This window comes from Agrobacterium sp. CFBP2214, from assembly GCF_030209895.1.
GTDB classification, from domain to species: domain Bacteria; phylum Pseudomonadota; class Alphaproteobacteria; order Rhizobiales; family Rhizobiaceae; genus Agrobacterium; species Agrobacterium radiobacter.
In genome coordinates, this window is the sequence record NZ_JARVRC010000007.1 from 179425 (window position 1) to 201561 (window position 22137).

Below are 22137 nucleotides of genomic sequence, written 5' to 3' on the forward strand. Positions count from 1 at the left end.
ACGATCAGGCCTCTGTTCGCTTTTAGACTCAGGCTCCTGTGGTGACGCAGGGGCCTGAATTTTTATGGTGCTAGCTTGGTTTCCAACTTGGCACATCGGCCGGATCATGGCCCGGAAGCCCGGTCTCCTTCGCAGCGGTCGGCTGAAAGGTCCTGCGGCACCGAGATAAGGTCATGCAGGCAGGCCTTCACGGCGCAGTGCCGGATTTGTCCGGTCCGACCTGTCGTCAATCTTTTCGGAAAAAAGCAGCCGTTGCGAGTGATTAATTACTGAAGACGGGCAACGGCAGGAACCTGTCATCTATGGTCGGCTTCAGGAATTGCACTCAGGAATCTTGATTGGTCTCCGCGTGTTTCGCGATATTCTCGGTCGATCGGAAAGGGAGTTACCTTGCAATTCAACACCTCTTTCACAGAACCTGCACTGTTGGTGTTGCTCGCCATTCTTTCCCTGGCGTTGTCGTGTTGGTTGGCGCGCTACCCGCGGAAGACGAGCGTCGGAGTAACGCTTGGCGTGGTGCTCGGAGTTTTCCTGACTAGTCTCGCAGCAGGTATCGTTGCCTTTCTGGGAAATGTCCTCCCATTCGGGCAGATCGATTTTTGGTTGGCCAGTTCCTTGACCGGAATTCTCCGATAGGAGACCCGTGATCTGGCGCCGCCGTCGGGAAGCGGGCAAAGAAAAAGGGCGGACAACATGCTGTCCGCCCTGTCTTCATTCTGTCAGCCAAACACTCAGGAAGCTATGGCCTTTGGCCGGGGTTGCTGGCCTTCATCTTCCGTCAGCAGGCCGCTGGTGCGCAGCAGCGAGGTGAAGCGTCCGCCGCGCTGGCTCAGCTCATCGAAAGTACCGTTTTCGATGATCCGGCCCTGATCGAGGAAGAGGACGAGATCGGCATCGCGGACCGTGGAAAGGCGGTGGGCGATGATGAAGGTCGTACGGTTCTTTCTCAGCGCGTCGACAGCGGCCTTCACGCGGGCTTCCGTTTCCACGTCCAGCGCACTGGTCGCTTCGTCCAGAACCAGAATGGGAGCGTTCTTCAGGATGGCGCGCGCAATGGCGATGCGCTGGCGCTCGCCGCCGGACAGGCGGTTGCCGCGTTCACCGACCTGGGTCAGATAGCCATTGATGCGGCTGTCGATGAAATCCGTTGCCGCCGCTGCCGCCGCTGCTTCCATCACTTCCGCATCGGTTGCCGATTCACGGCCGAGGCGGATGTTTTCGCGGATGGAGCGGTTCAGCAGCCCGGCATCCTGAAATACTGTGGCGATGGAATTGCGGAGCGAATTTTTCGTCACCGTCGAAATATCGGTGCCATCGATCAGGATCTGGCCGGAATCGGGATCGTAGACGCGCTGCAGAAGGTTGATGAGCGTTGTCTTGCCGGCGCCCGTCGGACCGACGATCGCAACGGTCTCGCCGGCCTTCGCCGTGAACGAGACGTCATGAACGCCCTGCTTGGTGTTGGCGAAACCGAAATTGATGTGGCGGAATTCCACGGTGCCGGAGACATTCGACAATTCGCGGGCGTCGCCCGGCTCTTCCCGTTCCTTGACGGAATCCTCCAGAACGAAGAAATCCTCGAGCTTGGCGCGGGCTTCGAAAATTTGCGTCACGAATTGCCGCATCTGATCCAGACGGCCAATCAGGAGATTGGCAAAACCGATGAAGGCGATGACGTCGCCGACGCGCAATTCGCCGTTCTTGACCAGAACGGTACCGATGACGAGGATGATCATCATCGAAACAGTGGAGGCCGTGCGGTTCAGAGCACTCGCAAAGGCCCACCAGTCAAGCACCGGATATTGTGCGCTCAAGAGTTTTTCAGTGAAGGATTTCAGCGCCTTCGTTTCAGCCTCGATGCGGTTGTAGCTGTGCAGCACCGACACGTTGCTGATGGAATCGCTGACATGGGCAAAAACGCTGTGATAGTGCTCTTCAACCGAAGCCTGGCCATCCTTGGTGCGGCCCATCACCCACTTGCCGATGAACCAGTAGACGATGCCGAGGCCAATCAGAACGAAACTGAGGCGCATGTCCATGGACATGGCGGTCGGCACAAGCAGCACCAGCGCGACGAAAGTGGCCAGATGCGTGCGCATGAATTCGAGCCAGAGGCCAAACAGCGTTTCGCTGGCGCGCAGGAGCGTGTGCAGGGCGTTCGACGTGCCGCGCTGATGGTGCCAGGAGAGCGGCATGGAGATGATGCGCCCAAAGGCTTCCGTCAGCAGCGAAGCGCGCCGGCCATGGGCCAGCCGGTCGGCCTCGCGGGCGACCGCGACATAAGCGACGGTGTTGAAGACGCCAAAACCCGCCCACAGAATGAGAATGGGCGTGACATTGGTGCCAGAAGAGATGGCGTCAATGATCCGGCCGAACAGTACGGGTTCGGCGATGGTGATCGCTGCAAGAATGACGTTGGCAATGACGACAACCGTCACACGCCATTTATGAACGGTCAGATAGCGCAGAGCGCGTGTATAAACCTGAAACAAGGTCAAATTTTCAATCCAGTCCGTGCGTCTTTTCAAGCGGTTTATTGTTCGGCCTCAACGCCATGCTACTTTAGCAAGGTTGCATGAGACGGCGAATTTTGTGTAATTATCGCTCTTTCTGTCTGAATGGCGGCTTAACAGATTGACCGCGCGTGCGAACCGAAAAAACCGAACCCGATGTTTCCCGGGGCCTGCCGTCACAAGATTTAGCATCTTCGTTTCAGGGATTGATAACGACGATATGTTCAATCTCAACCGACCGGCGCCCGAGTAACATGACGTCATCGCGGGACCATGTCCTCCGTGTCATTCCCTTCAAGCCAAGCTCCGGACCCCGTGTCTTTATGCATGATATTCTTCACTTCATCTCAGCGTGTTACCAGGCGGGAAGCGCCGACCGCGTTCGCTCCGAATTTGCAACGCTCATTCGCGAATACGGTTTCGAATATTTTCTCGTCAGCAGGCGGATGACCGGGGAGATCGCCTCCAGTGGACACATTCTCGCGCAACATCTGCCTGAAGGCTGGCTGGAGGTTTACAGGGCCAAGAAGTACAATCTCGTCGATCCCGTCCGCAAGGTGATCGGCATGGTGCACAAGCCGTTTCAATGGAAGGAAGCGCTTGAGGGCCTGCCGCGTGCGATGCATCGCAAAAGGGCGAGCGTCTTTTTCCACGACGCAGGCCGCTACGGTCTGCAGGGCGGCTATGCCTTTCCCGTGCACGGTCGTGCGGGATTCATCGGTGCGGTCTTCATTGGCGGTCAGGATCGGCAATTGCCCTCCTTGCAGGTGGAGCTGCTTGATGCTGCCACGCGTGCCGTGTTCTGGCGCCTGCTCGATCTTTCCGGGCAGGCTCATGGCTTCAGCAATGCCCCCGACGTTTCCGCTCTCGAGCTTACGAGGCGCGAAATGGAGGTGCTGACGCTGATGGCAGACGGCATGACCTCGACGGAAATCGGACGTCAGCTATCGATCTCCAACCACACGGTCGACTGGTATATCAACGGAATCCAGCGCCGTTTCAGCGCCAAGAACCGACAGCACACCGTAGCGCTTGCTTTTCGTCATGGATTGCTGAGCTAGCGCAAACAGGACAGTTCTCGCCGGAATTGCCCTTTCCAAGACCGGGTTTTGCTGCTTAATTCCGCAGTGCAGCAGAAGTTTTGTTTTGGCGTGTGGGGAGACCGTCTTGAAGATATCGAAAATACTTGTTGCCAACCGATCCGAAATTGCGATCCGCGTTTTCCGGGCAGCGAATGAGCTTGGGATTAAAACCGTTGCGATTTGGGCGGAAGAGGACAAGCTGTCTTTGCACCGCTTCAAGGCGGACGAATCCTATCAGGTTGGCCGAGGGCCGCATCTCGCCAAGGACATGGGGCCGATCGAGAGCTATCTTTCGATCGAGGAGGTTATCCGCGTGGCCAAGCTCTCGGGAGCAGACGCGATCCATCCCGGTTACGGTCTCCTGTCTGAAAGCCCCGAATTCGTGGAGGCCTGCAACAAGGCCGGCATCACCTTCATCGGACCGACGGCGGATACGATGCGCCAGCTCGGCAACAAGGTCGCCGCCCGCAATCTGGCGATCTCGGTTGATGTCCCCGTTGTTCCCGCCACCAATCCGCTGCCTGATGATATAGCGGAAGTGGAACGCATGGCCGAAGAAATCGGCTATCCCGTGATGCTCAAGGCCTCCTGGGGCGGCGGCGGTCGCGGCATGCGCGCCATCCGCAAAAAGGAGGACCTCGCCCGCGAGGTGACGGAGGCCAAGCGCGAGGCGAAAGCCGCCTTCGGCAAGGATGAAGTTTATCTCGAAAAGCTGGTCGAGCGTGCGCGTCACGTCGAAAGCCAGATTCTCGGCGATACGCATGGCAATGTCGTGCATCTGTTCGAGCGTGATTGTTCGATCCAGCGGCGCAATCAAAAAGTCGTCGAGCGTGCGCCTGCACCCTATCTGTCCGAAGCGCAGCGCCAGGAACTGGCCGCCTACTCCCTGAGGATCGCCGCCGCGACCAATTATATCGGCGCCGGCACGGTCGAATATCTGATGGATGCCGATACCGGCAAATTTTACTTCATCGAGGTCAATCCGCGTATTCAGGTGGAGCATACCGTCACCGAAGTCGTGACTGGTATCGATATCGTCAAGGCGCAGATTCATATTCTCGAAGGTGCCGCCATCGGCACGGCGGAATCCGGCGTTCCGCGCCAGGAGGACATCCGTCTCAATGGCCATGCGCTGCAGTGCCGCATCACGACCGAAGACCCGGAGCATAATTTCATTCCGGACTATGGCCGTATCACCGCCTACCGTTCCGCGTCAGGCTTCGGCATTCGTCTGGACGGCGGCACCTCCTATACCGGCGCTGTCATCACCCGCTATTACGATCCGCTGCTTGTGAAGGTGACGGCCTGGGCGCCGCGACCGGATGAGGCGATCAACCGCATGGACCGCGCGCTGCGCGAATTCCGTATTCGCGGCGTGGCGACGAACCTCACCTTCCTCGAAGCCATCATCGGTCACGACAGCTTCCGTAACAACACCTATACGACCCGGTTCATCGATTCGACGCCGGAGCTCTTCGCACAGGTCAAGCGTCAGGACCGCGCCACCAAGCTTCTGACCTATCTCGCCGACGTAACCGTCAACGGCCACCCGGAAACCAAGGGTCGCGCCAGGCCGTCCGAAAAGGCGGCGAAGCCCATCGTGCCTTATATCGATGCGCCGACACCTGACGGCACAAAGCAGCTGCTGGACAAGCTTGGCCCGAAGGGCTTTGCGGACTGGATGCGTAATGAAAAGCGAGTGCTGGTCACCGATACGACCATGCGCGATGGACACCAGTCGCTTCTGGCTACCCGCGTTCGCACCCATGACATCGCCCATGTCGCGAGTGTTTACGCCAAGGCGCTACCGCAACTTCTGTCGCTGGAATGCTGGGGTGGTGCGACATTCGATGTTTCCATGCGCTTCCTCACCGAAGATCCGTGGGAGCGCCTGGCGCTTATCCGCGAAGGCGCGCCGAACCTGCTGCTGCAGATGCTGCTGCGCGGCGCAAACGGCGTCGGATACAAGAATTATCCTGATAATGTCGTGAAATACTTCGTCCGCCAGGCCTCAAAGGGCGGGGTTGATCTTTTCCGCGTCTTCGACTGCCTGAACTGGGTGGAGAATATGCGCGTTTCGATGGATGCGATTGCCGAGGAGAACAAGCTCTGCGAAGCGACCATCTGCTACACCGGCGATCTGTTGAATTCGGCGCGTCCGAAATATGATCTCAAATATTATACGGGCCTTGCCGCCGAGCTTGAAAAAGCCGGCGCTCATATCATCGCCGTCAAGGACATGGCGGGTCTGTTGAAACCGGCTGCCGCCAAGGTTCTTTTCAAGGCGCTGCGCGAGGCGACCGGTCTGCCGATCCATTTCCATACCCATGATACCTCGGGCATTTCTGCCGCTACCGTTCTTGCGGCCGTGGATGCGGGTGTCGACGCGGTCGATGCCGCGATGGATGCCTTCTCCGGCAACACCTCGCAGCCTTGCCTCGGCTCGATCGTGGAGGCGCTGGCAGGGTCGGAACGTGATACGGGTCTTGATACGGAATGGATTCGCCGCATTTCCTTCTATTGGGAAGCTGTTCGTAACCAGTATGCGGCTTTCGAAAGCGATCTCAAGGGACCGGCTTCGGAAGTCTATCTGCACGAAATGCCGGGCGGTCAGTTCACCAACCTCAAGGAACAGGCGCGTTCGCTGGGTCTGGAGAGCCGCTGGCACGAGGTGGCGCAGGCCTATGCCGATGCCAACCGCATGTTCGGCGATATCGTCAAGGTAACCCCGTCCTCCAAGGTCGTCGGTGACATGGCGCTGATGATGGTCAGCCAGGATCTGACGGTCGCCGATGTCGAAAACCCCGATCGTGAAGTGTCTTTCCCGGAATCTGTGGTTTCGATGCTGAAAGGCGATCTCGGACAGTCGCCAGGCGGCTGGCCGGCAGCCCTGCAGAAAAAGGCGCTGAAGGGCGAAGCGCCCTATACCGTTCGTCCGGGTTCGCTGTTGGCAGATGCCGATCTCGACGCGGAGCGGAAGGTGATCGAGACCAAGCTGGAGCGCAAGGTCGACGACTTCGAGTTCGCGTCCTATCTCATGTATCCGAAGGTGTTCACCGATTTCGCGCTCACCGCCGAGACATACGGCCCCGTTTCCGTGCTGCCCACCCATGCCTATTTCTACGGCATGGAGGATGGCGAGGAGCTGTTTGCCGATATCGAGCGCGGCAAGACGCTTGTCATCGTCAATCAGGCCTCGTCCGGCATTGATGACAAGGGCATGGTGACGGTGTTCTTCGAGATCAATGGCCAGCCGCGCCGCATCAAGGTGCCGGATCGCGCCCATGGTGCTTCCGGCTCAGCTGTGCGCCGCAAGGCCGAACCGGGCAATGCTGTCCATATTGGCGCACCGATGCCCGGCGTTATCAGTCGCGTCTTCGTCAATCAGGGTCAGGAGGTCAAGGCCGGTGACGTGCTGCTCTCCATCGAAGCCATGAAGATGGAAACTGCGCTTCACGCCGAACGTGACGGCAAGATCGCGGAAGTTCTGGTGCGCCCCGGCGACCAGATCGACGCGAAGGATCTGCTGATCGCTTACGCCGAATAAAAGCCGTTCGAATCTCTCATTACACAGTCAGACGCCCGTCTTTTTCGGCGGGCGTTTTTTATTGCACTTCCGCAGAAACTCGAATATGCATGTTTGTGCACGTTTATTCCTGTTTATGCGTGAGTCTCCATGAGTGATCATTTCGTCAGTGAGCGGCAGGCGCTTATCCTCGCACAGTTGCGGCAAAGCGGCCGTGTGCTGGCGCAGGATCTTGCGCAGAACTTCGGCGTTTCCGAAGACACGGTGCGTCGTGACCTGCGTGAGATGGCGGCGCGCGGGGAATGCCTACGCGTTTATGGCGGGGCGCTGCTTTCCGACAGCAAGACGGTGCCACTGAAGACGCGCATTGCCGAGGATGCGGACCGCAAGGCCATGCTGGCGCGTGCCGCTGTCCCGCTGCTTGAACCCGGCATGGTCGTCTTCATCGATGCCGGCTCCACCAATCTCGCCATCGCACGCGCGATCCCTGCCGGTCTCAACCTGACAGTGGTGACGAATACGCCAGCCATTGCCGCCGAACTGACGGGGCGGGCCAATATCGATCTGGTGCTGATCGGCGGAAAAGTCGATCCGGCTGTAGGTGCGGCTATCGACGCCATGGCGCTTCGGCAGCTCGAACTGATGCGGCCCGATCTTTGCATTCTCGGTGTGTGCGGCGTTGCGGCCGAGACGGGTCTGTCGGCGGATGTTTTTGAAGATGCGGTGTTCAAGCGGCTTGCCTGCAGCGCCAGCCAGCGGATCGTCGCAGCGATTACCACGGAAAAGCTCGGCCATAAGGCTGCTTTCCATGTGCATGATTTTTCTCCACCTCTTTCCCTCGTGCTGGAGCAGGATGCCGACCGCGTATTCGTCGAGGCGCTGTCGGCAAAGGGCGTACAGATTCATTGCGGCGATGAAGACGCCGCCCGATTTTCCCACGGTCAAGTCTGAAGGATATTGCCGATGAATGGCCCCACGACATTTTCGCCGACAGGCATGCGTTCGTCCTATCTGACACGGCACAGGCTGGGCGTTTCCCTGTTGTTCCTGATGAATGGTTTCATGATGGGGTCATGGGCGCCCAAGATTCCGGAATTTGCGGCGCGTCTTTCCCTCAGTGAAAGTGCGCTTGGCCTCATCATTCTGGTTTTCGGCATTGGCTCGCTGGTTTTCATGCCGATTGCCGGTTCGCAGATCGCCCGTTTCGGCTCGCGCACGGTGAGCCTTGTCACCGCCGCGATCTTTCTGCCGACGCTGCTTTTCATTTCCTGGGCCGGCACGGTGTGGGCGGGGGTGATCGCGGTATTTCTGTTCGGCGGGCTGACGGGGGCGATGGATGTCGCCATGAACGCCAATGCCGTGGCGGTGGAACGGGATATGCGCCGCGCCATCATGTCGTCGTGCCATGCCTTCTGGAGCCTCGGCGGTCTGATCGGCGCTGGTCTTGGCGGTTATCTCATCACGGCGATCGGTGTGCAGGGGCATGCCGTTGCGTTGACGGTCATCGCGCTGGTGTTGCTGGTCATTGCATGGCCGCGGGTTCTCGCGGATCGCCCGCATCCTGAGGAGGAACGCCCGAAAGGCGGCCTGCCGCTGACGCCGCTGCCCTGGATCATCGGCCTGATGGCGTTATTCTCGATGATTCCGGAAGGCGCCATCCTCGATTGGGGTGCCCTTTATCTGCGCAACGAACTGGGCGCTTCCGTCTCGCAGTCCGGTTTCGCTTTCGCGGCATTTTCCATGACCATGGCGATCATGCGGTTTGCCGGCGATCTGGTGCGTGACAGGTTCGGGGCGGTCCGAACCCTGCGTTTCTGCTCGGTCATGTCGATCACCGGTCTTCTGATTGCCGGCCTTGCGGGAAATTCCACTTTCGTGATTATCGGTTTCGCCATTGCCGGTATCGGTATTTCCAACATGGTGCCGATCGCCTTTTCGGCGGCGGGCAATATGCCGGGACTGGCGCCTGGCATCGGCCTTTCGGTCGTCACCACCATGGGTTATTCCGGCATTCTGGTAGCGCCCTCGGCGATCGGCTTCATCGCTGAACATACCGGTCTTGCCAGCGTGTTTCTCGCTCTGCCGCTGCTGCATGTGGTCGTTCTGCTACTTTCACGGCTCGCCCGGCATGCTGATGGTGCGGGCAAGGAATAGGCGTCTCGAATTTTGCCATGATTGCGGTAAAGTAGAAGCTCCAGCGCGTTGGGTGTTGACAAGGAGGCCCCCTTGTTTCACCTCAATTGCCAGACCTTGCCGCAAGCTCCAGAGACCGCCATGACGTCACATGCCGATTACGATCCGAAGCCCCGCCGCGCATCCGTCGCCGTAGACGTGGGCGGTGTCATCGTCGGTGGCGGTGCGCCCGTCGTCGTGCAGTCGATGACCAATACCGATACGGCTGACATCGACGCCACCGTGCAGCAGGTGGCGGCGCTTTTCCAGGCCGGTTCGGAAATGGTGCGCATCACCGTCGACCGCGATGAGAGCGCTGCCGCCGTGCCGAAAATCCGCGAGCGGCTGCTGCGTCTCGGCATGGATGTGCCGCTGATCGGCGATTTCCATTATATCGGTCACAAGCTTCTCGCCGATCACCCTGCCTGTGCCGAGGCGCTGGCGAAATACCGCATCAATCCCGGCAATGTCGGCTTCAAGGACAAGAAGGACAAGCAGTTCGGCGAGATCGTCGAAATGGCGATCCGATACGACAAGCCGGTGCGAATCGGCGTCAACTGGGGGTCGCTCGATCAGGAATTGCTGACGACCCTGATGGACAAGAACAAGGAGCAGGGCTTCCCTCTCTCCGCTCGTCAGGTCACGCGCGAGGCGATCGTGCAGTCGGCGTTGATTTCCGCCGAGCTTGCCGAAGAGATCGGCCTGCCACGTAACCGCATCATCCTGTCGGCCAAGGTCAGCCAGGTGCAGGACCTCATCGCCGTTTATTCGATGCTGTCGGAACGCTCCGGCCACGCCCTGCATCTCGGTCTCACCGAAGCGGGAATGGGCTCGAAGGGCATCGTCGCTTCATCCGCCGCCATGGGTTACGTGTTGCAGCATGGTATTGGCGATACGATCCGCGTTTCGCTGACGCCGGAGCCGAATGGCGACCGCACCCGCGAGGTGCAGGTGGCGCAGGAATTGCTGCAGGTCATGGGTTTCCGTCAGTTCATTCCGGTCGTTGCGGCATGTCCCGGCTGCGGGCGCACCACGTCCACCGTCTTCCAGGAACTTGCCCAGAATATCCAGAACGATATTCGCAAGAACATGCCGATCTGGCGTGAGAAATATCCTGGTGTCGAGGCGCTCAATGTCGCCGTCATGGGTTGCATCGTTAATGGCCCCGGTGAAAGCAAACATGCCGATATCGGCATTTCGTTACCCGGAACCGGCGAAAGCCCCGCAGCGCCCGTCTTCATCGACGGAGAGAAGGCGCTGACCCTGCGTGGACCCAATATCGCCGCCGATTTTGAAGCGCTTGTGATCGATTACATCGAAAAGCGTTTTGGCCGGAAAGATGCGGCGGAGTAAAGAGTACCGTGAAAAGGCCGGAATTCCACTGTCATACCTCCTGAACCTCTCGGAGCATCAAAATACATGATCAAAAAAATCGCGATCGTCGCCCTTTGCGGGACCTATCTTTCCGCCTGCACCACCACCGATCCCTATACGGGTGAGCAGAAGATGTCGAACACCGCCGGCGGTGCCGGCATCGGCGCCGTGGTCGGTGCTCTGGGTGGTCTGGCTGTCGGCGGTTCGCCGACCGGTCGCCGCAATGCCGCGCTTATCGGCGCGGGCATCGGCGCGCTCGCCGGCGGCGCTATCGGCAATTACATGGATGGTCAGGAAGCCGAGCTTCGCGCCCAGCTTCAGGGAACGGGTGTTTCGGTTACTCGCCGCGGCGACAGCATCGTTCTCAACATGCCGTCGAACATCACCTTCGCGACGGACCAGGATCAGGTCATTCCGCCATTCTACCCGACGCTCGATTCTGTCGCCATCGTGCTGAACAAGTTCAACCGCACGCTCATCGACATCAACGGCCACACCGATTCCACCGGCAGCCTGCAGCATAACCAGGCGCTTTCCGAGCGTCGCGCCGCATCGGTTGCGAATTATATCGGCGCACGCGGCGTCGACCAGCGCCGTATTTCGACGCTCGGCTTCGGCCCGTCGCAGCCGATCGCCTCGAATGCAACGTCTGACGGTCGCGCCCAGAACCGTCGCGTCGAAGTGCTGATTTCGCCGCTCAAGGGCTGATTGGATGATGGGAAGCTGAGAGGGAAACCGGCTCAGCTTTTCCGTTCAGCGATGAACCTAGCGGCCGCGATGAGAATCGCGGCCTTTTCACCATAGGGAGCCAGCAGTTCCGCAGCTTCCGCCACCTGCTCCTGCAGCTTGCGGCGCGCCCAGTCTTCGCCGCGCAATGCCACGAGCGTTCCCTTGCCGCGCGCGGCATCCTTGCCGGTCGCCTTGCCCATGGTGGCGGCGTCGGCCGTCAAATCCAGAAGATCGTCGGCAAGCTGGAAGGCGAGGCCGATCTTTTCGCCGAAGTGACGCAACCTTTGCCTTTCGGAAACATCGCTTCCGGCGATGATTGCGCCCGCTTCGCAGGCAAAACGCAGCAGTGCGCCAGTTTTCATAGCTTGCAATGTAATGACGCCGGCCTCATCCGGCGCTGTCTTTTCAGCAGCGAGATCGAGGGCCTGGCCGCCGGCCATGCCGCCGATGCCCGCTGCGCGGGCAAGCGAAAGCACGAGCGCGGCCTTGCGTTCGGCCGCGAGCGGATTTTCGTCCGAGGCGATGATATCAAAGGCAAGCGTCAGCAGGCTGTCGCCGGCGAGAATGGCGGTCGCCTCATCAAATTTGCGATGCACCGTCGGCTGGCCGCGGCGCAGGTCATCGTCATCCATGGCGGGCAGATCGTCATGAACAAGCGAATAACAATGGAGGCATTCCAGCGCGGCGCCGACATAAAGGGCGGCTTCGGCATTTCCGCCCGTAAGGGCGGCACTTTCGATGACGAGGAAGGGCCGCAGGCGTTTGCCGCCGTTCAGCACGCCATGGCGCATGGCGTCGAGCAGGTTTTGCGGGCGCGTGATCTCGTCTGCGCGTGCTTCGCCGGAAAGCAGGCGGCCAAGCAGGGCTTCGGTTTTAGCCGCGTTTTCGCGCAGCTTCATTTCGAAATTTGTCATCGCAGCGTCCATGCCGCGCTCTTTGGCATGCCGCGCGAATGCAGGCAAACCTTTTCGTGATTCCAGAGGCGCAACTATTTGACCGGACTCGCCTTGAAGGCGGCAATGGACTATGAAAGGCTTCAATTGGTGCGGGGCTTTGACGAATATTGAGCAGTACGCCTGAAAGCGACGCAGATTACGCCGTGCTGGCGGAAGACCGGAGCAGTCCGAAGGTGGATTTTCGCACGTTGGCAAAGCGCATCATCATGACCTTGCTGGCTTTGCTGATCCTGCCCTATCTGCTGATCCCGGTCTATGCACTGCCGTTTTTCCGGCCGGTCTCGACGCTGATGCTTGCCGATCTGGTGACCTTTCAGGGTTATGACAGACGCTGGGTGCCGCTCGAGGATATTTCCCCGCGCCTTGTTCAATCGGTGATGATGTCCGAGGACGGGCAATTCTGTTTCCATGGCGGCGTGGACTGGAACCAGATGCAGTCCGTGGTCAGCAATGCGCTCGACGGGGCCTCCACCCGTGGCGCGAGCACCATTCCGATGCAGACGGCAAAGAACCTGTTTTTATGGAACGGCCGCTCTTTCCTGCGCAAGGGGCTGGAGTTGCCGCTGGCGATCGCCGCCGATTTCGTCTGGTCCAAAAAACGGATGATGGAGATTTATCTCAACGTTGCCGAATGGGGACCTGGCATCTACGGCATTGAGGCCGCAGCACAGCACCATTTCAAGGTGCCGGCCGCAAAGCTCAGTTCCCGCCAGGCGGCGCTGCTGGCTGTTTCACTACCTAATCCCATCGACCGCGTCGCCAGCAAGCCGGGACGCGGATTGCAACGGCTTGCCGGCCTTATCGAGCGTCGCGCTCGCGCCTCCGGCGGCTATGTCGGCTGCGTGCTGGACTGACCCTAGCGCGCTGGTTCAGCCTTTCTTGAAAATATAGTCGGTTTCCTGACGCAGCGTTTCGCCCGGCCGCAGGATTGCATGCGGAAAATCCGGGTGATTGACGGCGTCTGGCCAAATCTGCGTTTCCAGGCAGAAGCCCGCAAAGGGGCCGTAGTGACGGCCATCGAGGCCGGGAACCGGGACGTCCAGTTTAAAGGCCGAATAAAGCTGTACACCGGGTTCGGTGGTGTGAACCTCAAGAGCGATATCGGAGGCCGGCGAATAGGCGCGGGCGACCTTGCGCTTGGCGCGACGTTCGGGCGAAAGGCAGAAATTATGGTCGTAGAGGACCTGCTCGCCATTCTCCTTGCGCCGCATCGGTGTTGTCTGGCGAAGGTCGAACACGGTTCCTTCGACGGAGCGGATTTCGCCCGTCGGTATCTGCTTGTCGTTGGTGGGCAGGTAGAAGTCAGCAGCGATGCTGATCTCATGCCCAAGTGCGGTATCTGCCCCATCGAGATTGAAATAGGAATGCTGGCAGACATTGGCGATGGTCGGCTTGTCGGTCACCGTTTCATAGACCACCGAAAGCACACCGCCGTCGAGGATCGTATAGGTGGCCGTGACCGTGCAATTGCCGGGATAACCGGCGCGGCCATCGGGATCGATTATCTGCAGAATCGCATGGCTTTCGCCATGTTCCATCAGCATCCAGTTGCGTTTGCCCATGCCGTCGCTGCCGCCATGCAGATGGGTTACGCCCTTTTCGTTCAGTTCCAGCTGGTATTCGTGCCCGTCGATCGAGAACCGGCCGTCACCGATACGGTTGGCGTTGCGGCCGGGGGTGGCGCCGAAATAGGAGGAATATTTGTAATCCTCGAACTTGTCGAAGCCGAGCACGAGCGGCGGCTGGTGGCCCTCAAGACGCAGATCCTGAATGACGGCACCCCAGGTGATGACCTTGGCCGTCAGCCCGCCTTTCGAGATGGTGACGCGTTCGACTTTTTCGCCGGTCGCCGTGAAACCGAAATTCTCCCGTGCCGCCGCGTCGCCCATAACATCATTCTCCCGGTTGCCATGAATTGCCGGCGGACGTTGCGTCATTTTCCGGCAATTCGCAATCCCGCAATTCAAAGCATGTCTCCCAAAAGTGTCCTGCGGTTTTGGGACAAAGACATGCTTAAAACAAAGAAGAAAGCGCGTCGCATGCGTTTGACCAAACGCGACGCGCTTTAAGCGGCCAGTTGCCCGATGGCTTCTAGATCATAGGGCGTCGTCTGGTATATCTCGTTGATCCAGTTGCCGAAAAACAGATGGGCATGGCTGCGCCAGCGGTTGAGCGGGGCAAGTTCCGGGTCGTTGTGCGGAAAATAATCATGCGGCAGCTTGATGGGCACGCCGGCATTCGCGTCCCGGAAATACTCATCCGAAAGCGACGTCGAATCATATTCGACATGGTTGAACATATAGAGCCGGTTGCCCTCCTTCTCATGCACCAGACAAACGCCCATTTCCTCTGACTCCATCAGGATTTCGAGTCTCGGATGTTTTTCGATATCGGCGCGGCGTACTTCAGTCCAGCGCGAGACAGGAACCTGGAAATCATCCGAAAAGCCGTTCAGGTAGATCGACGAGGGGCAAAGATTGCGGTGACGATAGACCCCGAAAGCCTTTTCCTTCAGTTCGTGCTTCGGCACGCCATGGAAATGATAGATGGCGGCCATCGCCCCCCAGCAGACATTCAGCGTCGAATGGACATTGGTCTGCGTCCATTCGAAAATCTTCTGCATTTCGTTCCAGTAGGTCACGTCTTCATAGGCCAGCGTCTCCACGGGGGCGCCGGTAATGATGAAACCATCAAACTTGCGGTGGCGCACTTCCTCCCACGTCTCGTAGAACGACAGGAGATGCTCTTCCGGCGTGTTCTTGGCGCGATGGCCGCCGATCCGCACCAGCGACAGTTCCACCTGCAGCGGCGAAGCGCCGACGAGGCGTGCCATCTGGATTTCCGTCTTGATCTTGTTCGGCATGAGGTTGAGAAGCCCGATCTGGAGCGGGCGGATATCCTGCCGGATAGCAGCCGTTTCGGTCATGACCCGCACGCCCTCGTGAACGAGGGTCTCAAAAGCGGGAAGCGTATCGGGAATCTTGATCGGCATGTCGAACTCTCTTTTCCGGATCACGTAAAGAACGTTGCGAAAACAAAAAAACCGGCAGCGAAATCGCGACCGGTCCCAGGAAATTGCCTTTTTCCTCGACCCTTTAGCGACTTCTTTAAAGTGGCTGCAAGCCGGTCGGCAAATCACCACTGAGGCGTTTCATAATCCCGAAGCCGGCGAAAATCAATATAGGCTGATTTCATCGGGGTTTCGGCTTTCCATTTTTGGCCGAGGTGCGGTAAGGCAGGGCATGGATAAAGAGCGTTTCACCATTCTGCTTGGCGGCGATGTCACGGTGACCGATCGTCTGAAAGAGGCGGTCGCGGATAGCCGTGTGATTGCGGCCGATGGCGGCATGCGCCATGCCCGGCCGCTTGGCCTTGCGCCGGAGCTGTGGGTCGGGGATTTCGATTCCGCCAGCAAAGAGTTGCTGGACGCCTGGCCAGATGTGGCGCGGCAGCCGTACCCGGCCGCAAAGGCGGTGACGGATGGCGAGATCGCGGTATCGGAAGCTCTCTCCCGTGGAGCGCATTCGCTGGTGCTTGTCGGTGCGCTTGGAGGCGAGAGAAGCGACCATGCGCTGCAGCACCTTCTTTACGCGGTGGCGCTGGCCGAACGTGGTATCGACGTTACGCTGACGTCAGGTGAAGAAGAGGCCCGGCCGCTGCTTCCCGGTTTGCTGGATGTCGATCTGCCGCCCGCTTCGCTGTTTTCTGTTGCCGGATTTACCGCCCTTGCGGGGCTTGATATCGGCAATGTGCGTTATCCGCTGAAGGATTTCGCGCTTGCTTTCGGCTCCTCCCGCACTATTTCCAATGTCGCGAATGGCGGCCCCGTGCATTTCTCGCTGAAAAGCGGAAAAGCCATCGTGCTCGCCCGCCCTTATGATCTGACCGGAGCCTGACACCTTGGCACCCCCAATTTTGAAACTCGATGACATCAAGCTGACCTTCGGCGTGACCCCGCTGCTCGACGGCGCCAATCTTCAGGTAGAGCCGGGCGATCGCATCTGCCTTGTCGGGCGCAACGGTTCGGGCAAGTCGACGCTGATGAAGATCGCTGCGGGTCTCGTTGAAGCGCAGTCGGGTGAGGTTTTCCGGCATCCGTCCGCGACCATCCGTTATCTGGAACAGGCGCCGGACTTTGTCGGTTACGACACGGTTCAGGCTTATGCCGAAGCGGGGCTCGGGCCAGGTGACGATCCCTACCGCGTCACCTATCTTCTTGAGCATCTCGGCCTCACGGGGCAGGAACATCCGGCAAGCCTTTCCGGCGGTGAGGCGCGACGTGCGGCCCTTGCCCGCGTGATGGCGCCGGAACCCGATATCCTGATGCTGGACGAACCCACCAACCATCTGGATCTGCCGACCATCGAATGGCTTGAAAGCGAGCTGCAGCAGACGCGCAGCGCGCTTGTGCTGATTTCGCACGACCGCCGTTTTCTCGAAAAAGTCTCGACTTCGACCGTCTGGCTCGATCGTGGCCAGTCCCGCCGTCTCAATCGCGGCTTTGCCCATTTCGAGGAATGGCGCGACAAGGTGCTGGAAGAGGAAGAGCTGGAGCAGCACAAGCTCGGCAAGGCCATCGAGCGCGAAGAACACTGGATGCGCTATGGCGTGACCGCGAGGCGCAAGCGCAACATGCGCCGCGTTGGTGAGCTTCAGGCCATGCGCGCGGAATATCGTGGCCACAAGGGGCCGCAGGGCACCGTGCAGGCGACCGTCACCGAAGGGCGCGAATCCGGCAAGCTGGTCATCGAGGCCGAGGCCATCACCAAGGCCTACGGCGAGCGCGTGATCGTCGCGCCGTTTTCGCTGCGTGTCCATCGTGGGGATTGTATCGGCTTCGTCGGCCCCAATGGCGCCGGTAAAACCACGCTTCTGAAGATGCTCACCGGCCAGCTTGAGCCCGATAGCGGTATGGTGAAGCTCGGCACCAATCTGGAGATCGCGACGCTCGACCAGAAACGTGAGGATCTCAATCCCAACGATACGCTCGCGCATTATCTGACCGATGGTCGTGGCGAAAACCTGCTGGTCAACGGCGAATTGAAGCATGTGACGGGCTACATGAAGGATTTCCTGTTCCAGCCGGAACAGGCCCGCACGCCGATCCGTAACCTTTCCGGCGGCGAGCGAGCGCGCCTTATTCTGGCGCGCATTCTGGCGCGGCCGACCAATCTTCTGATCCTCGACGAGCCGACCAACGATCTCGATATCGAAACGCTCGATCTTTTGCAGGAAATCGTCGCTGGCTTTTCCGGCACGGTCATTCTCGTCAGCCACGACCGCGATTTCCTTGACCGCACCGTCACCTCCACCATCGCCCCGGTCAATCCGGACCAGCCGGATGGACGATGGATCGAATATGCCGGTGGCTATTCGGACATGATGGCGCAGCGCAAGGGTGCTGCGGAAGAAAAACGCAAGGCTGAGAAGCAGGAAAAAGCGAAGGCCGCACCTTCGGCCTCCGCGTCGCAGGATCCCTCAAAGGCCAAGGGCAAGCTTTCCTTCAAGCAGAAATTCGCGCTCGAAAATCTTCCGAAGGAGATGGAAAAGGCGCAAGGCGAAATCGCCAAGCGCGAGGAGCGCATGGCTGATCCTAATCTCTTCACCAAGGATCCGGCCACTTTCAACACGCTGGCGAAGGAAATGACGAAGCTGCGTGAAAAGCTCGAGACCATGGAAGAAGAATGGCTGGAGCTGGAGATGCTGCGCGAGGAACTGGAAGGCTGAAGGCCGCAGGCCCCTCGTTTGATCGACCCTCCTTCGGTCTTTGACAGAAAAGCGGAATTGCCGTTCTATGCCGGTTCGTTTGGAGGAGTTGTGAAAATGCGCATGATTTTCGTCAATCTGCCGGTCAAGAATATCGAGAAATCAAGAAGCTTTTTCACGGCTCTCGGTTTCAGCTTCAATCCGGAATATTCTGACGACCGCACGCTCTGCATGATCGTGGAAGAAAACATCTTCGTGATGCTTCTTCAGGAAGGGCGTTTCCGCGATTTCATCAACGGCGACATCGCCGATGCGACGCGCACCACCGAGGTTCTGACCTGTCTCACGGCGGGAAGCCGCGACGAAATCGACCGGATGATCGCAACGGCGCTTGCCTCCGGTGGCAGTGATTGGAAACCCGTGCAGGATCACGGCTTCATGTATGCCGGCAGTTTTCAGGATCCCGACGGGCACGTCTGGGAGCTGGTGCATATGACGGAGCAGGGCTGACGGCGGCCATCTTGCCAAGCAGGGACGACCGGACTACACCATCATCTTGATCTAACGGGGTGTCTTTTGCGCTTGCGTGCAAAAGGCTGAGAGGCTTGCCAACCCGAAGAACCTGATCCGGTTCATACCGGCGGAGGGATTAGACGGCTTCAAGGCAGGCGGCTATTTCCCTTTTTGTTTTGAGGAGATACCCGTGCGCCGTCGTCTTTTCCTGAATTCCCTTGTTGCCGCTTCGCTGTTCCTGCCCGGTCTTGCCGCCGCGCAGGACAAGCAAGAATTGACAGTCTATACCTATGAGAGCTTCGTTTCCGAATGGGGTCCCGGTCCCAAGGTAAAAGAAGCCTTCGAGAAGGTCTGCGGTTGCACGGTCAATTTCGTCGGTGTTGCGGATGGTGTGGCGCTTCTTAACCGTCTGAAGCTTGAAGGCGCAGGGTCCAGGGCGGATGTGGTCGTTGGTCTCGACACCAATCTTGTTGCCGAGGCGAAACAGACCGGTCTTTTTGATGTCAGCGGCGTCGATGCGTCGGCCGCCAAGGTGCCGGGCGGTTACAGGGACGATGTTTTCGTGCCTTACGACTACGGGCATTTTGCCGTCATCTATGACACGCAGACGGTGAAGAACCCACCGACGAGCCTGAAAGAGCTGGTGGAAGGCGACCCCTCGCAGAAGATCGCCATTCAGGACCCGCGCACCTCCACGCCGGGGCTCGGCCTGCTGTTGTGGGTAAAATCGGTCTACGGTGACAAGGCCCCGGAAGCATGGGCAAAGCTCAGGAAGCGCATTCTCACCGTCACGCCGGGCTGGTCGGAATCCTACGGCCTTTTCACCAAGGGGGAGGTGCCGATGGTGCTCTCCTACACCACCTCGCCCGCCTATCATATGGTCGCCGAAAAAACGGATCGTTATCAGGCCGCGGCTTTTTCCGAAGGGCATTATATCCAGATCGAAGTGTCCGGCCTTCTCAAAAACGCGCCGCACAAGGAGCTGGCAAAGCAGTTCCTCGCTTTCACGCTGACATCAGGTTTTCAGGATGCCATTCCGGAAAACAACTGGATGATGCCGGTTGCGGCAACGTCCAATCCCCTGCCCGAGGCTTTTTCCAAACTCGTGGTGCCGCAGAAGACTTTCCTGATGGATCCGGAAGAGGTGGCGAAGAACCGCAAGGCGTGGATCGATGAATGGCTCGCGGCCATGAGCATGAATTGAGGAAGAGGCACGCCCGCACATGATGCTGCGTCGCGATTATCGGCGATCGATCATTTTCGGAACGGCGGCTTTTGCCGCCGTTTTCCTATTCATGGCGCTCGCCGTTGCGGCCCTCCTGTCTTTTGATGCGGGCGCGTCTGCTGCCGGTATCATGGATGCCTATACGCTGCGCATCCTGCGTTTCACGCTTTATCAGGCAACGCTTTCCACCCTTCTTTCCATTGTTCTTGGCCTGCCGGTGGCGCTGGCGCTTTCCCGGCGACGCGAGTTTCCGGGAAGGATCTGGATCATCAGGCTGATGGCGGTGCCGATGGGTCTGCCTGTCATCGTTGGCGCCTTCGGCATCATCACCATCTGGGGCAGGCAGGGTGTTTTGAATACGGCCCTCGTTTTTGCCGGTGCGGATGAACCTTTCAGCATTTACGGCCTTTCCGGCATCCTTATCGCCCATGTGTTTTTCAATCTGCCGCTTTCGGTCCGGCTGATGCTGGCCGGGCTTCAACGTATTCCGGGCGAATATTGGCGCATGGCGGCAAGCCTCGGCATGGGGCCGGTCTCGGTTTTCCGTTTTATCGAATGGCCGGCGGTCGCGCGTCTCGTTCCCGGCATTGCCGGGCTTATCTTCATGTTGTGCGCCACCAGCTTCACGCTCGTGCTTCTTTTAGGCGGCGGGCCGGCAGCCACGACACTGGAGGTGGCGATCTATCAGGCGCTGCGGTTCGATTTCGATCCGCAGCGGGCGATTGCGCTTTCGGTTTTGCAGATTGCCCTCACCGCAATTCTGCTCGGCCTTCTCGCCTTTTTGCCGTCGCCCGAAGCGGAAATCCCTTCGCTTGGTCGTTCCCTTCGCCGTTTCGACGGCAAGAGTATCGGCGCCCGTTTGTGGGATGGGGCGGCAATTGTCTTCGCTGTTCTGCTGATCGGCCTGCCGCTTGTCGCCATAGCTGTCTCGGGTTTGAGTGCCGATCTGCCGCGTCTTCTGTCTGCACCGATTTTTCTGCGCGCGGCGGCGACCAGCCTTGCAATCGCCGCGCTTTCCGCAGCCCTTGTCGTGCTCTACTGCATGGCGATCATCGGCGCGCGCCAGGCTGTAGGCTCCAGACGGCAGGTGGGGCAGCCTCTGCGCTTGCTCTCCGCCATGCTTGGGGCGGGGTCTTCGTTGGCGCTCTTGGTGCCGCCTGTCGTGTTGGGAAGCGGGTGGTTCCTGTTATTGCGGGTTTTCGGTGATGTCAGCTTCTATGCTCCCGTTCTCGTGGCGCTTATCAATATGTTGATGGCTTTGCCGCTTGCCATGCGGGTGCTGGAGCCGGCCTTCACCAGTCATTTTTTACGCACCGGCCGGCTTTCCGCCAGTCTCGGGCTTCAGGGCCTCACGCGGCTGCGGTTTGCCGATCTGCCGGTTCTGTGGCGGTCGCTGGCCATGGCGTTTTCCTTCGCCATGGCCCTGTCGCTCGGCGATTTAGGCGCGGTTGCCCTGTTCGGCTCGGAAAATTTCGTCACCCTGCCGTGGCTGGTCTATAGCAATATGGGCAGCTATCGCACCAATGATGCCGCCGGTTATGCCTTCCTTCTCGGCATTGTCTGCCTGCTGCTTGCCGCAGGCGGCGTTTCACGGCAATCCCAATCAGCAAGGGCGAGCATATGACAGGCGATGATTTTGCCGTTGAACTGGACAAGGTCAGGCTACGGCTGGGAACACAGGATTTCGAGCTTGATTGTTCGTTCCCTAAGGGGCAGATAACCGCCGTTGTCGGTGCATCCGGCTCGGGAAAATCCACGCTTCTCAATCTCGTCGCCGGTTTCGAGGAACCGGATTCCGGGCGCGTGATGATCGGCGGGCAGGACATGACCGCGCTTGATCCTTCGGAAAGACCGGTCTCATCAATCTTTCAGGATAATAATCTTTTCGCCCATCTCGATATCTTCACCAATGTCGCTCTCGGTGTCAGCCCCGGGCTGAAATTGCGGGTGGAAGACCGGCAAGAGATTGAGATGGCCCTCGTCCGTGTCGGTCTTGCGGGTTTCGACAAACGCTTGCCGGGCACGCTTTCCGGTGGAGAAAGACAGAGGGCGGCGCTGGCGCGCGCGCTGGTCAGGAAAAAGCCTGTCATGCTGCTTGATGAACCTTTCGCGGCACTCGATCCGGGATTGCGGGCGGGCATGACCTCCCTGCTTCTCGACTTGCACGCCGAAACAAAAAACACGGTGATTATTGTCACCCACCATCCCGAAGACATAAAGAAGCTGGCGCAGCGGGTGGTGTTTCTTGAACGCGGCCGTGTTGTCTATACCGGTTCGACCGCAGATTTCTTCGCCACACAAAATGTGAAGGCGGTCGACAGTTTTCTGAACGGGTGATCGC

General features: G+C 59.1%; 17 protein-coding genes and 2 riboswitches. Of the genes, 13 read left to right on the forward strand and 4 right to left on the reverse strand.

Annotated features, from left to right (window positions below; genetic code table 11):
* Window positions 1-731: 731 nt before the first annotated feature.
* Window positions 732-2498 (reverse strand): glucan ABC transporter ATP-binding protein/ permease, encoded by a 1767-nt coding sequence (locus tag QRN60_RS19500; protein ID WP_129564803.1) that lies wholly within the window; start codon window positions 2496-2498, stop codon window positions 732-734.
* Window positions 2499-2836: 338 nt separating this feature from the next.
* Between QRN60_RS19500 and QRN60_RS19505 the strand changes: the two genes are divergently transcribed.
* From QRN60_RS19505 to QRN60_RS19530, 6 genes are all read left to right on the forward strand, one after another.
* On the forward strand, window positions 2837-3574 hold the full coding sequence (locus tag QRN60_RS19505; protein WP_003505141.1) for a helix-turn-helix transcriptional regulator: 738 nt from the start codon (window positions 2837-2839) through the stop codon (window positions 3572-3574).
* A gap of 106 nt (window positions 3575-3680) precedes the next feature.
* Window positions 3681-7142, forward strand: coding sequence for a pyruvate carboxylase (gene pyc / locus QRN60_RS19510; RefSeq protein WP_003505139.1), 3462 nt, complete (start codon window positions 3681-3683; stop codon window positions 7140-7142).
* 129 nt (window positions 7143-7271) lie between these two features.
* Complete coding sequence (locus QRN60_RS19515; protein ID WP_003505138.1) at window positions 7272-8072, forward strand: DeoR/GlpR family DNA-binding transcription regulator; 801 nt, start codon at window positions 7272-7274, stop codon at window positions 8070-8072.
* Between the two features lie 12 nt (window positions 8073-8084).
* A complete protein-coding gene (locus QRN60_RS19520) occupies window positions 8085-9275 on the forward strand; it encodes an MFS transporter (RefSeq protein WP_003505136.1) in 1191 nt (396 codons plus the stop codon).
* A 120-nt stretch (window positions 9276-9395) separates the two neighbouring features.
* A complete protein-coding gene (gene ispG / locus QRN60_RS19525; RefSeq protein ID WP_111791623.1) occupies window positions 9396-10646 on the forward strand; it encodes a flavodoxin-dependent (E)-4-hydroxy-3-methylbut-2-enyl-diphosphate synthase in 1251 nt (416 codons plus the stop codon).
* A 66-nt stretch (window positions 10647-10712) separates the two neighbouring features.
* A complete protein-coding gene (locus tag QRN60_RS19530) occupies window positions 10713-11375 on the forward strand; it encodes a YiaD family glycine zipper/OmpA-like lipoprotein (RefSeq protein WP_003505133.1) in 663 nt (220 codons plus the stop codon).
* 32 nt (window positions 11376-11407) lie between these two features.
* On the opposite strand, the gene QRN60_RS19535 is transcribed toward QRN60_RS19530, so the two are convergent.
* Window positions 11408-12322, reverse strand: coding sequence for a polyprenyl synthetase family protein (locus tag QRN60_RS19535; RefSeq protein WP_111791621.1), 915 nt, complete (start codon window positions 12320-12322; stop codon window positions 11408-11410).
* 137 nt (window positions 12323-12459) lie between these two features.
* Here QRN60_RS19535 and mtgA point away from each other — a divergent pair, with 137 nt between their 5' ends.
* Window positions 12460-13206, forward strand: coding sequence for a monofunctional biosynthetic peptidoglycan transglycosylase (gene mtgA / locus QRN60_RS19540; RefSeq protein ID WP_020010807.1), 747 nt, complete (start codon window positions 12460-12462; stop codon window positions 13204-13206).
* A 15-nt stretch (window positions 13207-13221) separates the two neighbouring features.
* Here mtgA and QRN60_RS19545 read toward each other — a convergent pair whose 3' ends face one another.
* Window positions 13222-14241: an aldose epimerase family protein gene (locus QRN60_RS19545; protein WP_060727358.1), complete on the reverse strand. Its 1020-nt coding sequence runs from the start codon at window positions 14239-14241 to the stop codon at window positions 13222-13224.
* 176 nt (window positions 14242-14417) lie between these two features.
* Complete coding sequence (metA, locus tag QRN60_RS19550; protein ID WP_003505125.1) at window positions 14418-15344, reverse strand: homoserine O-acetyltransferase MetA; 927 nt, start codon at window positions 15342-15344, stop codon at window positions 14418-14420.
* 83 nt (window positions 15345-15427) lie between these two features.
* Window positions 15428-15504: riboswitch (SAM riboswitch) on the reverse strand.
* 90 nt (window positions 15505-15594) lie between these two features.
* Between metA and QRN60_RS19555 the strand changes: the two genes are divergently transcribed.
* The 6 genes from QRN60_RS19555 (at window position 15595) to QRN60_RS19580 (ending at window position 22133) form a co-directional block, all read left to right on the forward strand.
* Window positions 15595-16248 (forward strand): thiamine diphosphokinase, encoded by a 654-nt coding sequence (locus tag QRN60_RS19555; protein WP_003505123.1) that lies wholly within the window; start codon window positions 15595-15597, stop codon window positions 16246-16248.
* 4 nt (window positions 16249-16252) lie between these two features.
* On the forward strand, window positions 16253-18079 hold the full coding sequence (locus tag QRN60_RS19560; protein ID WP_087745158.1) for an ABC-F family ATP-binding cassette domain-containing protein: 1827 nt from the start codon (window positions 16253-16255) through the stop codon (window positions 18077-18079).
* Window positions 18080-18175: 96 nt separating this feature from the next.
* Window positions 18176-18568, forward strand: coding sequence for a VOC family protein (locus QRN60_RS19565; RefSeq protein ID WP_003505120.1), 393 nt, complete (start codon window positions 18176-18178; stop codon window positions 18566-18568).
* A gap of 45 nt (window positions 18569-18613) precedes the next feature.
* A riboswitch (TPP riboswitch) is annotated at window positions 18614-18724 on the forward strand.
* 37 nt (window positions 18725-18761) lie between these two features.
* A complete protein-coding gene (gene thiB, locus QRN60_RS19570; RefSeq protein WP_111791620.1) occupies window positions 18762-19775 on the forward strand; it encodes a thiamine ABC transporter substrate binding subunit in 1014 nt (337 codons plus the stop codon).
* Between the two features lie 19 nt (window positions 19776-19794).
* On the forward strand, window positions 19795-21420 hold the full coding sequence (thiP, locus tag QRN60_RS19575) for a thiamine/thiamine pyrophosphate ABC transporter permease ThiP (protein ID WP_129567257.1): 1626 nt from the start codon (window positions 19795-19797) through the stop codon (window positions 21418-21420).
* Entirely contained in the window at window positions 21417-22133 is a 717-nt protein-coding gene (locus tag QRN60_RS19580) for a thiamine ABC transporter ATP-binding protein (RefSeq protein ID WP_003505116.1), read from the forward strand. Before thiP ends, QRN60_RS19580 begins: the two co-directional genes overlap by 4 nt.
* The last annotated feature ends 4 nt before the right edge of the window (window positions 22134-22137 follow it).